Source organism: Aliiroseovarius zhejiangensis (assembly GCF_014656375.1).
Taxonomy (GTDB): domain Bacteria; phylum Pseudomonadota; class Alphaproteobacteria; order Rhodobacterales; family Rhodobacteraceae; genus Aliiroseovarius; species Aliiroseovarius zhejiangensis.
The window spans coordinates 374237-387657 of record NZ_BNCH01000002.1 but is presented as its reverse complement, the minus strand read 5'-3'; the positions used below and the strand labels follow the sequence as shown (position 1 = coordinate 387657).

General features: G+C 62.2%; 13 protein-coding genes and 1 tRNA gene. 3 read left to right on the top strand and 11 right to left on the bottom strand.

What is annotated here, in order from left to right; all coding sequences use genetic code 11:
- Positions 1–18 precede the first annotated feature (18 nt).
- The 6 genes from IE188_RS06610 to phnD all read right to left on the bottom strand — a co-directional run bounded on the left by IE188_RS06610 (position 19) and on the right by phnD (position 4933).
- The gene (locus tag IE188_RS06610) at positions 19–432 is read right to left on the bottom strand and encodes a hypothetical protein (protein ID WP_191285671.1); all 414 of its coding nucleotides are present in this window, start codon (positions 430–432) and stop codon (positions 19–21) included.
- Positions 433–594: 162 nt separating this feature from the next.
- Positions 595–1500, bottom strand: coding sequence for an HAD-IIA family hydrolase (locus IE188_RS06605; protein ID WP_191285670.1), 906 nt, complete (start codon positions 1498–1500; stop codon positions 595–597).
- Between the two features lie 19 nt (positions 1501–1519).
- Positions 1520–2329, bottom strand: coding sequence for a phosphonate ABC transporter, permease protein PhnE (gene phnE, locus IE188_RS06600; RefSeq protein ID WP_191285669.1), 810 nt, complete (start codon positions 2327–2329; stop codon positions 1520–1522).
- The gene (gene phnE, locus IE188_RS06595) at positions 2326–3129 is read right to left on the bottom strand and encodes a phosphonate ABC transporter, permease protein PhnE (RefSeq protein ID WP_191285668.1); all 804 of its coding nucleotides are present in this window, start codon (positions 3127–3129) and stop codon (positions 2326–2328) included. Before phnE (IE188_RS06595) ends, phnE (IE188_RS06600) begins: the two co-directional genes overlap by 4 nt.
- Positions 3126–3902, bottom strand: coding sequence for a phosphonate ABC transporter ATP-binding protein (gene phnC / locus IE188_RS06590; protein WP_191285667.1), 777 nt, complete (start codon positions 3900–3902; stop codon positions 3126–3128). Before phnC ends, phnE (IE188_RS06595) begins: the two co-directional genes overlap by 4 nt.
- A gap of 56 nt (positions 3903–3958) precedes the next feature.
- A complete protein-coding gene (phnD, locus tag IE188_RS06585) occupies positions 3959–4933 on the bottom strand; it encodes a phosphate/phosphite/phosphonate ABC transporter substrate-binding protein (RefSeq protein WP_191285666.1) in 975 nt (324 codons plus the stop codon).
- Between the two features lie 172 nt (positions 4934–5105).
- Here phnD and IE188_RS06580 point away from each other — a divergent pair, with 172 nt between their 5' ends.
- From IE188_RS06580 to IE188_RS06570, 3 genes are all read left to right on the top strand, one after another.
- Complete coding sequence (locus IE188_RS06580) at positions 5106–5879, top strand: DeoR/GlpR family DNA-binding transcription regulator (protein ID WP_229836568.1); 774 nt, start codon at positions 5106–5108, stop codon at positions 5877–5879.
- Positions 5880–6044: 165 nt separating this feature from the next.
- A complete protein-coding gene (locus IE188_RS06575; RefSeq protein WP_191285664.1) occupies positions 6045–7577 on the top strand; it encodes a cryptochrome/photolyase family protein in 1533 nt (510 codons plus the stop codon).
- Positions 7561–7728, top strand: a complete 168-nt coding sequence (locus IE188_RS06570; RefSeq protein ID WP_191285663.1) for a DUF2256 domain-containing protein — start codon at positions 7561–7563, stop codon at positions 7726–7728. Before IE188_RS06575 ends, IE188_RS06570 begins: the two co-directional genes overlap by 17 nt.
- Positions 7729–7775: 47 nt before the next feature.
- On the opposite strand, the gene IE188_RS06565 is transcribed toward IE188_RS06570, so the two are convergent.
- The 5 genes from IE188_RS06565 to IE188_RS06545 all read right to left on the bottom strand — a co-directional run bounded on the left by IE188_RS06565 (position 7776) and on the right by IE188_RS06545 (position 13414).
- A tRNA-Ser gene (locus tag IE188_RS06565) sits at positions 7776–7865 on the bottom strand.
- A gap of 123 nt (positions 7866–7988) precedes the next feature.
- Positions 7989–8705: an alanyl-tRNA editing protein gene (locus tag IE188_RS06560; RefSeq protein WP_191285662.1), complete on the bottom strand. Its 717-nt coding sequence runs from the start codon at positions 8703–8705 to the stop codon at positions 7989–7991.
- Positions 8698–11187, bottom strand: a complete 2490-nt coding sequence (locus IE188_RS06555; protein WP_191285661.1) for a DUF3772 domain-containing protein — start codon at positions 11185–11187, stop codon at positions 8698–8700. The genes IE188_RS06560 and IE188_RS06555 overlap by 8 nt, the downstream gene beginning before the upstream one ends.
- Positions 11184–12221, bottom strand: a complete 1038-nt coding sequence (locus IE188_RS06550; RefSeq protein WP_191285660.1) for a cysteine synthase A — start codon at positions 12219–12221, stop codon at positions 11184–11186. The genes IE188_RS06555 and IE188_RS06550 overlap by 4 nt, the downstream gene beginning before the upstream one ends.
- Before the next feature lie 71 nt (positions 12222–12292).
- Positions 12293–13414, bottom strand: coding sequence for an NUDIX domain-containing protein (locus tag IE188_RS06545; protein WP_229836621.1), 1122 nt, complete (start codon positions 13412–13414; stop codon positions 12293–12295).
- Positions 13415–13421: the final 7 nt, after the last annotated feature.

Below are 13421 nucleotides of genomic sequence, written 5' to 3'. Positions count from 1 at the left end.
TGTTGGCACCGGGGCCGATTATCGTGTGCGCACCGTACAGGTATTTGCACCGGCATCAAAGCGTCCACCGGCCGCTTCGCAGCTGTCGCGGTCGACGATCTTTGAATAGTCGGGACGGCTTGGCCCGCTGACCGGAGACGGGCCAGTTGGCGTGGTCGGACCGCTCGGTGTGCTGGGGGTGCTGGCGGGGCTGGGCTTCGACGTCGGGCTGGGGCTGGACGTCGGGCTGGGCTTGGATGTCGGGCTGGGCTTGGATGTCGGGCTCGGACGCGTGGCTTTACTGGCCGGGCTGGCGCTGCTGGCATGGGCTGCGGACAGAACGGTCATCGAGGGCACGACATAGGCCGCCACGGCGACGCCCCCCAACCGCAGCATCGCCGCGCGCCGGGACAGGGGTTTCTTGACTTGGGGGGTGGACGCGTTCCGGGTCATGATCTTCTCCTTTACTTTGCGTGGTCGGGCTGTTTTTTGCCCTGACACGGGCGTCATATCATGGGCGACTTCAAGAACTGCTGACCCCGCGCTTCAGCAAGTTGTCAGGTAGGCCCAAGACCTGACAGGCCCGTGAGCGGCGTTTGCGCTCTGCCGTCCGGCTCAGATCCGACCGATGATGAAATCAGGGGTGATCGCCGCGCGCTGAATGGCGTCACTTGCGTCCATACCCGCCAGCAATCCGTGATCCATCACCAACGCCGTGGCAAACCCCATATGCCGCCCGCCCAGCACATCGGTGTGCAATGTGTCACCCACCATCAACACGCGGGACGGGTGCGGGGTGGGTGTATGGCGCGCCAGCGCCAGGTCGAAAATCTCGGGAAAGGGTTTGCCCAGAAATCGCGGCGTGATGCCGGTGGCGTCGGCCAGATGGTGCGCAAAAAAGCCCGGTTCACGCGACAACCCGCCTTCGCGGGGGGCGACGATGTCGGGGTTGCCGACGACGACCGGGCGCGGACGGGCGCGCAGGCTGGCCGTCAGCATCGCTTGCCTTGTATCGGTCCAACCATCCGCGCCGATCAGCAGAAAGCCGTCGACCGCGTCATAGGCCATGGGGTCGTCGCCCAGTTCGTGGGCGTCGATGCCCGTCAGGTCGTCCGTCCCGTTGGTGATGTTCAGCATCATGCCCCATGTCAGAGGCGGTTGTCCGGCCAGATGGGCCAGCAGGGTTTCGCGGCTGGTGACGACCTCGGTGGGCGTGAAATCAAAGCCAAGGCGCGCATATCGCTCCATCATCCGCGCCTTGGGGTATCCGGCGGAATTGGACACCACCATGACGCGCTTGCCCGCTGCGCGCAGGGCGGCGATTCGGTCGGCGGCCCCGGCGATCGGGGTCTCGCCCACATTCAGCACACCATAGGCATCGAACAGGATCAGGTCGTATGGGTCCGCAATGCCCTCGAGCGTGAATGCCGTTTGGGGTTGCGTATCGAACCCGGCGTCGGGCAGACGGTGACGCACCGACAGATAGGCGTCGAACGCGGTCGCGGCGTCTGTGGTTGTCATCCGGTTCACAACCTGTGCCCTACAGGATGCGACGGCGCAGGAAGGCCGACACGACTTCGCCCAGCACCACAAGGGCCAGGATCGCAAGCAGAACCATCGCCGCTTCGGGCCAGTTGAACGTATCAATCGCGCCTTGCAGGATGATGCCGATCCCCCCTGCCCCGACCAGACCCAGCACGGTGGATTCGCGCAGGTTGATGTCCCAGCGCAGGATCGCCACGGCCCAGAAGGTGGGCATGACCTGCGGGATGATCGCATAGACGATCACCTTGAAGCGGGATGCGCCGGTGGCCTCCAGCGCCTCGACGGGGCGTTTGTCGATCTCTTCGATCGCCTCGCCCAGCAGCTTGCCGATAAAGCCGATGGACCGGAACATGATGGCGAGGATCCCGGCCACCACACCGGGGCCGAAGATCGCCACGAACAACAGCGCCCAGATGATCGTGTTGACTGACCGCGAGGTGACAAGGATCAGCCGTCCCAGCCACAGGGTTGCGCGGTTGGGTGTGGTGTTCTGCGCCGCCAGATAGGCAACCGGCAGCGACACCACGACGCCAAGCGCCGTCGCAAAGGTGGCGATGTTCACCGTTTCCAGCAGCACGCGCAGGATGTCGCCCAGATTGCTGGGGTCGGGCGGATACATGCGGCCGAACAGATCGCCCATTTGCTCGGGTGCATCCCAGACCCAGGCCCAGATCACGTCAATCGACCCCAAGGCCCAGCCCAGCACCAGCGCGCTGAATGCGAAGATCGCATAGCGTTGCATTCGCTGCTTGAAGGTAAAACGCGACCAGTCCTCGCGCCCGAATTTCTCGGCAATCGTGCTCATGAAATGCGTTTCCTGATCATGCCGCTGACCCCTTCCGAGATCAGGATCGCGCCTACGATCACAATGGTGATGGCCAGCGCGAAGTCATAGTCATAGCGCCCGAAGGCATTGGCCAGCGTGGCCCCGATGCCGCCAGCACCAACGATGCCGACGACGGCGGAGGCGCGCAGGTTGGAATCAAGCTGATAGATCGACAGGCCGATCTGACGCGGCATAATCTGCGGCATGATGGCATAGACCAGCGTCGACAGGTACGGCGCCCCGGCGGCGCGCATCGCCTCGACCTGACCAAAGTCGATCTCTTCGATCCGTTCAGCCAGCATCTTGGCGACGAAACCGATGGAGTAGACGATCAGCGTCAACACCCCTGCAAAGGGGCCAAAGCCCACCGCCTTCACGAAGATGATCGCGACGATCACCGGATGAAAGCTGCGCGCGATGATGATGATCGCCCGTCCGAGGTAATAGATCGGCAAAGGCGCGATATTGCGCGCGGCCATGAAGGCAATCGGGACCGACAGGGCGACCCCGCCTGCGGTCGCCAGAAGCGCGATCTTCAGGCTTTCCAGAAAACCGTCGATCAACAAGCCGCTGCGGTCGAAACTAGGCGGGAACGCCCCGCCGAAAATCCGTTTGGCGCGGCCAAGGCCGTCTGCGACCCGCTCCCAGTCGATGGGCATGCTGGCGCCCACCCAAAGGATATAGGTGATGATCCCCAGATAAACCGCCCAACGCAGCCAGCGATTGGCGATGAAGGGGGGCTTGCGCCAGGTATCGGGCGTGTCCGGCGTGCTGCTCATGACGCTTCTTTCATGTCGGTCTTGCGGTCGGCATGGGGGCTGCCGGAGTAGATCTGATCCATCGCCTCCTGATCCAGACTGTCCGGTGTGTCGTCAAAGATGATACGGCCATAGCGCATCCCGACGATACGGTCGGTGTAAATCTTGGCCTCGGTCACGTTGTGGATATTGATCAGGACCGGCAGTTTCAGCTCGCCCGCCAGATCGCGCAGCAACCCCATGATTTGTTCAGAAGTCTTGGGGTCCAGCGACGCGGTGGGTTCGTCCGCCAGCAGGATTTCAGGGTCTTGCATCAGGGCGCGCACCACGCCGACACGCTGCCGTTCGCCGCCGGACAACTCATCCGCGCGTTTGTCGGCATAATGGGCGATGCCCACCCGCTCCATCAACTCATAGGCGCGGCGGATATCCTTTTTCGGATAGCGGCGCATCACGGCCGCCCAGGTCGAGATATAGCCCAGCCGCCCGGACTGCACGTTTTCCATCACCGTCAGGCGATCCACAAGGTTGAAGCTTTGAAACACCATCCCGATCTTGCGCCGCGCGGCGCGCAGCTCGCGCCCGTGCAGGGTCGTCAGTTCGGTTCCGTTCAGCTCGATACTGCCCGACGTGGGCTCCACCAGTCGGTTGATGCAGCGCAGAAGCGTCGATTTCCCCGCCCCGGACGATCCGATGATGGACACGACGCTTTCGCCCTCGATCGTCAGGTCGAGGTTTTTCAGAACCGGGTCGCCCTTGCCGTAGCGTTTGACCAGGTCGGTGATCTTCAACATATGCTGGCTCCTTTAAGGGGGCCGGTGGCATGGCACCGGCCCCGAACGCGCAGGTCTTATTCCGCCGCAAGGCCTTCGGGCGTGTATTCCACACCGTTTGCCTTCTGAATCTGGCGGATCACTTTCCACTGATCCTTATAGGTGATCGGGATGAATTTGCTGACCCCCGTGAACTCGTCGCCCAGTGCGGTGCCGGCGAATTCGAAAGTGAAGAAGGCTTCTTCGATCTTCTCTTTCAACTCCGGCGTTAGGTCGTGGGCATAGGCATAGGACGTGGTCGGAAACGGATCGCTTTCCCACACGATGCGCACATCGGCCGGGTCATAAAGCCCGCGTTCGGCCATCCGGTCGACCACTTCGGAGGCCACCGGGGCCGCGTCATAGTCACCCGCGACGACGCCCAGCATCGACTGGTCATGTGATCCGGAATAGCTGACCTCGTAATCCTGATCCGGCACGACGCCCAGATCGGGGAACAGCGCGCGCGGCGCAAGATTGCCCGAGTTCGAGGTGGGCGAGGTATGCGCGATGCGCTTGCCCGCCATATCCGGCACCTCTTTGATGTCGCTGTCGGCTTGGGTATAGATTTGCAGCTTGTAGCCAAACTGCCCGTCATCCCCGCCCATGATCGCAAAGGGCACCGCACCGGCCAGGTTCACCGCAAAGGGGGTGGGGCCGGTCGAGAAGCCCGCGATGTGCAGACGGCCCGAGCGCATCGCCTCGACCTCGGCCGAGTTGGATTGCACGGCGAAGAACTGCACGTCCTTGCCGGTCACCTCTTCCAGATGTTCGATGAACGGGTTCCAGATGTCTTCGTAAATCGCCGGGTCTTCCACCGGTGTATAGGCGAAGACGAGCGTATCGGGGTCTTTCAGCAGGCTGGGATCGGTTGGCGCATCGGCCACCAGATCACCATCGGCATCAGTGTATTGACTGTCCAGCGCGGCGGTTTCGTCCTGCGCCATGGCCGCGCCTGCGGCAAAGGCAATCACCGCCAGCAACGTCGTTCCATATGCGGTCTGTTTGTGCATGTCTTGATCCTCCCAGATTGTTCTGTCTGCGCCCGGCACGCCGGGCTCAGTTGTGGGGATGACACCACCGATATTTGCGATATGCAAGATAAATCATGTGCAAATTTTGGAAAGCCAAAGTAAATTGACCCCGAACGGGCCGAAACAGCATCAGCGTAAAGGCGGACACCCCTTGAGCAACCGACGCTACAAAAAGCAGGAACGGCACGACCAGATCCTGCTGGAGCTGAAGCTGAAGCCCCATGTCCGGGTTGCCGATCTGGCCCGGCAGTTTGGTGTGACCACCGAAACCGTGCGCCGCGATATCGAAGACCTTGGCCGCGACGGCCTGTTGCAACGCGCCCATGGCGGGGCGTCGGCACGCCACGCAGGGTCGCATCGTGACCTGGACGAACGCCGCCACGAACGCGTGGCTGAACGCGAGCGTCTTGGCCGATTTGCCGCCTCGCTTGTGACCGAGGGCACCTCGATCATGGTGGATGCGGGCGCGACCACCATGGAATTTGCGCGGGCGCTGGCCTTTCAGCAAACGCGGGTAACGGTGATCACCAACAGCGTGCAAGTGGCGATGATCCTGGGCCAGAGCCCCGCGACCTCCGTGCGCCTGACCCCCGGAGATTACCTGCCTCGCGAGGCCGCAGTGATCGGCACCGAAACCTGTGACTATCTGGCGGGGTATAATGTCGATGCCTGTTTCATCGGCGCCGCCGGTTTAAGCGACACGGGCGTCAGCGAAGCGGTGGCCGGGTTTGCTTCTGTCAAACGTGCCATGATGCGTCAAAGTGCGAACCACCATTTCCTGATGGATGCCAGCAAGTTCGGCCGCACCCATTTGGAGCAGGTGGTCCGGCTTGACGACATCGGCACGCTGATCAGCGATCAACGGCCCGAAAAACCCCTGTCAGACGCGCTGCGGGCGCGAAAGGTGCGTGTTCTGGTCGCCTGAGACGAACCGCCGTCCCCGCCCCCCCAAGGTCCGGCGTGTCCGGCGCATCGGAGGATCGGCGCGCCGACATGAAGGCAGATGCGGATTGTGCGGAACAGAATCCGATCCAACCGCCCTGCCCCCGCGTAACATCAACAGCACCGGACGAGAGATGGGAGCCACCGCATGAAGCTGCGCTTGATCCTGGGCGACCAGTTGAGCAAAAACCTGTCCAGCCTGAACGACGTCACCGCAGACGATATCATCTTGATGTGTGAAGTCCGCGCCGAAGCCACCTATGTCAAACATCACAAGAAAAAGATCGCGTTCCTGTTTTCTGCCATGCGCCATTTCGCGCATGATTTGCGAAGCGACGGCCTGACGGTTCACTACACCACATATGACGATCCCGCGAACGCAGGATCACTGCTGGACGAGGTGCAGCGGGCGCTTGATCGGTTCGACATCACCGAAATCATCGTCACCGAACCGGGCGAGTACCGCCTGCTGTCCCAGATGCGTGCTTGGTCGGATACGCTTGGCGTGCCTGTCGACATCCGGCCCGATGACCGCTTTCTGGCCACTCACACGGAGTTTGAAAACTGGGCCGCAGGGCGCAAACAACTGCGGATGGAGTATTTCTATCGCGAGATGCGCCGAAAACACGACATCCTGATGGACGGCGAAAAACCAATCGGCGGTCAATGGAATTTTGACGACGAAAACCTCGCGCCGCCTACGCAGGGGTTGAACATTCCCGACCCCTATGAACAGCCCGCCGATGATATCACCCGCGAGGTGATGGCGCTGGTTGACGCGAGCTTTTCGGATCATTTCGGCGATCTTACCCCCTTCCATTATGCGGTGACCCGCGAAGGCGCGCTGGATGCGCTTGACCTGTTCATCAACACGCGATTGGCGCAGTTCGGCACTTTTCAGGACGCGATGATACAGGGGCAGCCCTGGATGTTTCATAGCCACATCGCCCTCTATCTGAACTGCGGACTGCTGACGCCGTCGGAATGCATTCGTGCGGCGGAACGGGCCTATCATTCCGGCGATGCGCCCCTGAACGCGGTCGAGGGGTTTGTTCGGCAGATCCTGGGCTGGCGCGAATATGTGCGCGGTGTCTATTGGCTCAGGATGCCCGATTACAGAAACGCCAATTTCTTCGAGGCCACGCGGGATCTGCCGCACTTTTACTGGGACGCCCAAACGCGGATGAACTGCCTGCGCCAATGCGTGACCGAGACCCGGCAGAACGCCTATGCGCATCATATCCAGCGGCTCATGGTGCTGGGCAATTTTGCCCTTCTGGCCGCACTCGATCCGGCGCAGGTCAATGACTGGTACCTGCTGGTCTATGCCGATGCCTATGAATGGGTGGAACTGCCCAATGTGCATGGCATGGTGCTGTTCGCCGACGGCGGTGTTCTGGCTTCCAAACCCTATGCAGCAAGTGGCGCCTATATCAAGCGAATGTCGAATTACTGTGACGGGTGTTCATACAATGTCGGCCAGAAAAACGGCCCGAAGGCCTGCCCGTTCAACTATCTCTATTGGGACTTCATCGACCGAAACGCTGACAAACTGCGGGGCAATCCGCGGATGGGTCTTGCCTACAACTCCCTCGATCGCATGACGGATCAGAAACGAAAGGCGATCCGCGACGACAGTGTCCGATTCTTCAAGGCGTTGGACAATGGTGAAAACGTCTGAACCGGACTGGAAAACATGCCCGACCTGCCAGCGCCCGTTTGCCGGGCGCAGGACATGGGCAAAGGTCAGGACGCAGATCCGATATCGCGCGCTCCGCTGCCGGTGTTGTCGCGGTTCACGCCCTCTCCGGCATCGTCCCCACTACCCATGAGAAAAACCGACCGCAGCCGCATGACAAGATCGCAGGTTTGGGAAAAGTGGCGGACAGGAAGGGATTCGAACCCTCGAGACGGTTTCCCGCCTACGCACTTTCCAGGCGCGCGCCTTCGACCACTCGGCCACCTGTCCGAGGGCGTTGCTACAGCAAAAACCCAAGCGGGTTCAAGCGGTCATTGTGTTTTTCCGTATGGATTGTCGTACCACGGCCCGGACGGGCCTGTATGGCGAAGGCGTTGGCGGATTTGGCTCGAATCAGTCCGCCAGGTGGATGCTGAATCGCCGGTTCAGGCGGCTTTTCTTTTCGACCTTGCCGAACCGCACCGGCCCGATCACGGACGTGCGGCGCACATGGGTGCCACCGCAGGGTTGCAGGTCGGTCTGCTCCTCAGCCGTGCCGATCCGCACCAGACGCACGCGCCCTGCCCCTTTCGGGGGTTGAACGGACATGGTTTTTACCAGACCGGGATTGGCATCCAGTTCGGCGTCGGTGATCCAACGCTCGCTGACCTCAAGATCACGGGCGATCAGCGCGTTCAGCGCATCCTCCAGCGCCTGCTTGTCCTCGGGCGGCTCTTCCATGGCGAAATCCAGACGCGATTTCACCGACCCGATCTGGCCACCGGTCACGGGCAAGGGAATGACCACGGACAGCAAATGCAACGCGGTGTGCATCCGCATGTGACGCAGGCGCAGTTCCCAGTCGAGCGATTGCATGACCTGCGTGCCCACAGGGGGCAGGTCCGCACCGTCTTGCGGGACAAGAGCAATGTCTTCGCCGTCACCTTTCAGCGTGTCGACCACCTCCATCGCCCCGCCCTCCCAGCGCAGGCTGCCGCGATCCCCCGGCTGCCCGCCGCCATTCGGATAGAACAGCGACCGGTCCAGAACCACGCCCCGCGCCGCGTGCGCAACGACATGGGCCGAGGCCTGCTGCAGATAAGCGTCCTGACGAAACAGGGCCTCAGTCATCGCCGTCCTCGCCGCTGGCGTCATCCATGTCTTCGCTGGTCAGCATCTCGGTGGATGCGGCGGGCGTTGCCGCCTCTGGTCTGGGGGCGACTTCCGTGTCCTTGGCCTCGGCCGGTTTGGCCGGGGCGGCGCCGGTCAGCGCCTCGGGGTTGCGCAGCCAGATGTCGCGCTGTGCAAACGGGATCTCGATCCCTTCCTCGGCGAAGCGGTGGGCGATTTCGTGGTTGATCTCGCTCTTCACGCTCAACATGAAATTGACATCGCTCAGGATCGCACGGATTTCGAAATTCAGGCTATCGGCGCCAAAGCCCTGAAACACCACGGACGGGGGCGGATCCACCGTGACCATCGGGTGGTTTTCGGCAATCTCGTGCAATATGGCTTCGATGCGCCGCGTATCGGACCCATAGGCCACACCGACCGGAATGATCACCCGCCCGATCGAATTGCCGCGCGTGAAGTTCGTCACCACCCCTGACACAAGGTCACTGTTGGGCAGGATCACGTCGGTGCGGTCGAAGGTTTCGATCCGGGTCGCGCGCACGGATATGTCGCGCACATAACCCATCTGTCCGCCGACCTCGATCCAGTCGCCTTCGGAAATCGGGCGTTCTATCAGCAGGATGATGCCCGACACGAAATTGGACACGATGGTCTGCAGGCCGAATCCGATGCCGACTGACAAGGCACCGGCGATGATCGCGATCGAGCTAAGGTCGATGCCCGCCGTCGTAATGGCGATCACCGCGGCAAGGAAAATCCCCAGATACCCAACGCCGACCGCGATGGCGTTCTGACCGCCCTTGTCCAGCCGCGTTTTCGGCAGGATCGAACTGCGCAGGGCCGATTGCATCACCCGCGTGGCCACGTAGCCAATGCCGAAGATCAGTGCGAAGACCATGAACGTGCGAGGCGTCACGCGCGCTTCGCCCAGTTGGAAGCCTTGCTGGAAGGTGGCCCAGAGCTCCGACAACTCGGTCGGCCGCACCCCCCAGATCAGCGCCAGGATCGGCAGCGACAACAACACCAGTACCGATGTCATCAGCACCGGCAGAAGGGCCTGATCGGCCTCGGTTTCGTCGATCTTGCGCACGGTGCCATAGAGGCTGATCAAGAACACATGCACCAACGCCAGCACCGAAATCATGCCCATGGTCAGGACCATCGGAAACAGCAGCGATGTGGCCAGCGTCGTATAGCCGATGGCCGCCAGCACCGGGGTGACGATCCCAACCAGCGCACAGGCGCGGCCCATCAGCAGAACGGCACGCTCCCGGAAGGTTCGGCTGTCCCCTTCGGCGTGCAGCTTGATGTGATTGTTCAGGGTCCGGCCCACCCGCATCAGCAGATATCCGGTGGCAAGGATGGCGGGGAAGGCCAGCACCGAAAACGTGCCAGCGGAATAGCCTTCTTGTGCCGACAGGTCAGTCAGGATCGGCCAGAAGCCCAGAAGCATCCCCAGAAGCGCCACGTTGACACGCGCCTCCGTGCGCAGCGCGGCGCGCGGCATGTCGATCAAAGGCGTGCCACCGCCTTCCGTGGCAAACAGGCGGGTGCCGATCCAAAGACTGCTGAACAGGCTGAACCCGAACCAGGGCAGCACATCCGCAATCACCTGCCCACGCAGGCCCAGAACGCCCGCAAGGTTCAGCGCCACCATCAGGACGAATATCCCGACCATCGGCGCAAGCACCTGCCCGATTGAAACGATAAAGCCGATCACACCTCGCGCCGATCCACGCCGCCGGGCGCGCGCCATGTCGCCAAGCTGCATGATCCAGACCCGACTGCGCACCAGAAGCAGGATGGCAATCACCAGAAACAGCAAGGTCAGCGGCAGGTCCGAGCGAAGATCCTGCCGTTGCGCATCGCTGCCCCAGCTTTCGCGTATCTCGGAGACGGCAAGACCGAGGGTCGTTTTCAGATCGTTATACGCCTGCGGCCAAAGCGCCGGGTTGATCGGACTTGGACCCAGCGCCAACATCTGATCGGTCTGGCGCGACCGCATCAGCGCGTCAATCTCGCGGATCAGCACATCCGCGCGCGAATGGGCTTCTTCCGCCTCCTGCACGGGCAAGCGCGCGGCGTTCAGCTTGGTCGTCAACTCGCTGCGTCTTTGGGTCAGGACCGCTGGTTCCGATCCGGGGGTTTCCGGTTCCGGTCCCAGGGTCGACAATTGCGTCTTCAGCGTGTCGATGCGGAGCGAGTTTTCCTTCTGCGCATCGCTGAACAGGTTGCGCCAGTCGGTCAGTTCCTGCCGCAGATCATCCAGAACCTTGTCCGAGACGCGGTCTTGCTCGATGGCCTGTTCGGCACGGTCCGCGACTCGATCCCATGCTGCGTAATCCGGGGATCCGTCATCGCGAACCACATAGGCCGGGGGGCGCTCGGCCTCCGGCTCGGCCCCGTCCTGAGCCAGCACCCCAAACGCGGTGACAATCAGCAGAAAGGCCGCCAATACGGCCGTCAGAAGGCGGGTCATTCGACCTCCTCAAACACCTCGGGCAGCAACACGGGGCCACGATCCAGCCAACCCGGCACCGGCAGTTCCTTTTCCCGCAGGAAATCGGGGTTGAACAGTTTCGACTGATAGCGGGTGCCATAGTCGCACAGGATGGTGACAATCGTATGCCCCGGCCCCATCTCTTTCGCCATGCGGATGGCGCCGGCCACGTTGATCCCGGATGACCCGCCAAGGCACAGCCCCTCGTCCTGCAACAGGTCAAAGACGATGGGCAGCGCCTCTTCGTCGGGCACCTGCCAGGCCATGTCGGGGGTGAACCCTTCAAGGTTCCTGGTGATCCGCACCTGCCCGATCCCCTCGGCGATCGAACTGCCCTCCATCGCGATCTCACCGGTGGTGTAATAGCTGTAAAGACCCGCGCCCATCGGATCGGCGATGCCAATCTTGACGCCTTTGGGCTGCAAGGCCATGCCGACACCCGCCAGTGTGCCGCCCGACCCGACTGCGCAGACGAACCCGTCGACCTTGCCGTCGGTTTGCTGCCAGATTTCGGGACCGGTCGTTTCAATATGCGCGTCGCGGTTGGCGGTATTGTCGAACTGATTGGCCCAGATCACGCCGTTGGGTTCGGTCTTGGCCAGCTTCTCGGCCAGACGACGCGAGTAATGCACGAAGTTGTTCGGGTTGCGATAGGGGGCGGCGGGCACCTGCACCAGTTCGGCACCAGCCAGCCTGAGCATGTCCTTCTTTTCCTCGGACTGGGTTTCGGGGATGACAATCACTGTCTTGAACCCCATCGAGGCACCGACCAGCGCCAGGCCGATGCCCGTATTACCCGCCGTGCCTTCGACAATCGTGCCGCCCGGCTTCAATTCGCCCCGCGCCACCGCATCCTTGATGATAAAGAGCGCCGCGCGGTCCTTGACCGACTGACCGGGGTTCATGAATTCGGCTTTGCCCAGAATCTCGCAGCCCGTTTCCTCGGACGCTTTTTTCAGACGAATCAACGGCGTGTTGCCGACGGTCGCTTCCAGGTCCTGCTTGATATCCATTCTCTGCCCCATGTGTCGCGTTTCCCTACAATCTGTAGGGGTTGGCAGATTGGGGTTCAAGGGGGCGCAGGTCAGCTTCGCCTGCGAACCGCCTCACGGTTCAGTGACAGCCAAAGCGCGCAAAGGACCAACGGACCGCAGGCCGCTTCGCCGCTGGCCACCAGCGCCATCAGGTGATCGAAGGGGATCACATGGCTGCGAATATCTTCGGCCTCGGCTTCGGCGCCACCGACCCCCGCAGCGTCGTCTGGCAAATCACACAGGGCGACGAAGGTATAGAAATACTCGGTGTTCGATCCGGGGCTGGGATAGTGGTGCGGCAGGGCGATCAGACGATCAAGCGTAAGACCGGCCTCTTCGTGTGCTTCGCGGTGCGCCGTGTCTTCCGGTGCTTCGTCCGCATCAATGCGCCCCGCGATGGGTTCCAGCGTCCAGGGGTGCGGATCGCCGCGCATATGCGGTCCCATGCGGAACTGTTCGACCAGCATCACCCTGTCACGGACGGGATCATAGGGCAGGACGATCACCGCATCGCCCCCGACAAAGGCCGCGCGGTGGACCACCTCGCTCATCTCGCCGGAATAGCGGCGAAAGGCGAGGTCCTGCTCCTCCATCGTGAAGAACCCAGCATAGGGGCGCGCGCTGGCGTGGACGTCGATATCACCTGCCCCGAAATCCGCGCGCAGGGTGGTGGGCGTGGTGCTGGCACGCGCCCGCACGCGGCTGGCTGCACGGGTGCGGATCATCGGAAACCGCTGGGCAACCACTTGCGCCGAGATCTTGCCGAAATAGGACATCACCTCGTCCGCCGCTTCCAACGTCATCTCGCCCCATTCCGCGACCCAATCGTCCAAAGACCACGGCGCACCGGGCGTCCACAGGCCTGGCGCGGGGAAATAGACTTCGGCGGTCACGGGTTCGGTTGTGCCGTCGGGCTTCACCGCAACCTTTTTCAGCGCGTAATCGAACCCGCCCTCATAGAAATCAAGCCGGGCGCGGGCGGTGTCGCTGAGCCCTTCGACCAGCAGACCGTGGGCGGTCGCGTCCGCATCTTCCTGAATGGTGGGAAAGGGTTGGTCCCTGACCCAACTGATCCGGTGACGGGGCAGAGTTGCGGGGCGCGTGCGATAGCGTTCACCGGCCAGCACAAGGTCAAGCAGCGGCAGATGGCACAGCGTGCCATAGAAAAACATCGTCGTC

Excerpts from the sequence above, each read along its gene's own strand:
- IE188_RS06610 (WP_191285671.1), bottom strand. The coding sequence starts at position 432 with ATGACCCGGAACGCGTCCACCCCCCAAGTCAAGAAACCCCTGTCCCGG.
- IE188_RS06605 (WP_191285670.1), bottom strand. The coding sequence starts at position 1,500 with ATGACAACCACAGACGCCGCGACCGCGTTCGACGCCTATCTGTCGGTG.
- phnE (WP_191285669.1), bottom strand. The coding sequence starts at position 2,329 with ATGAGCACGATTGCCGAGAAATTCGGGCGCGAGGACTGGTCGCGTTTT.
- phnE (WP_191285668.1), bottom strand. The coding sequence starts at position 3,129 with ATGAGCAGCACGCCGGACACGCCCGATACCTGGCGCAAGCCCCCCTTC.
- phnC (WP_191285667.1), bottom strand. The coding sequence starts at position 3,902 with ATGTTGAAGATCACCGACCTGGTCAAACGCTACGGCAAGGGCGACCCG.
- phnD (WP_191285666.1), bottom strand. The coding sequence starts at position 4,933 with ATGCACAAACAGACCGCATATGGAACGACGTTGCTGGCGGTGATTGCC.
- IE188_RS06575 (WP_191285664.1), top strand. The coding sequence starts at position 6,045 with ATGAAGCTGCGCTTGATCCTGGGCGACCAGTTGAGCAAAAACCTGTCC.
- IE188_RS06570 (WP_191285663.1), top strand. The coding sequence starts at position 7,561 with ATGGTGAAAACGTCTGAACCGGACTGGAAAACATGCCCGACCTGCCAG.
- IE188_RS06560 (WP_191285662.1), bottom strand. The coding sequence starts at position 8,705 with ATGACTGAGGCCCTGTTTCGTCAGGACGCTTATCTGCAGCAGGCCTCG.
- IE188_RS06555 (WP_191285661.1), bottom strand. The coding sequence starts at position 11,187 with ATGACCCGCCTTCTGACGGCCGTATTGGCGGCCTTTCTGCTGATTGTC.
- IE188_RS06550 (WP_191285660.1), bottom strand. The coding sequence starts at position 12,221 with ATGGATATCAAGCAGGACCTGGAAGCGACCGTCGGCAACACGCCGTTG.
- IE188_RS06545 (WP_229836621.1), bottom strand. The coding sequence starts at position 13,414 with ATGTTTTTCTATGGCACGCTGTGCCATCTGCCGCTGCTTGACCTTGTG.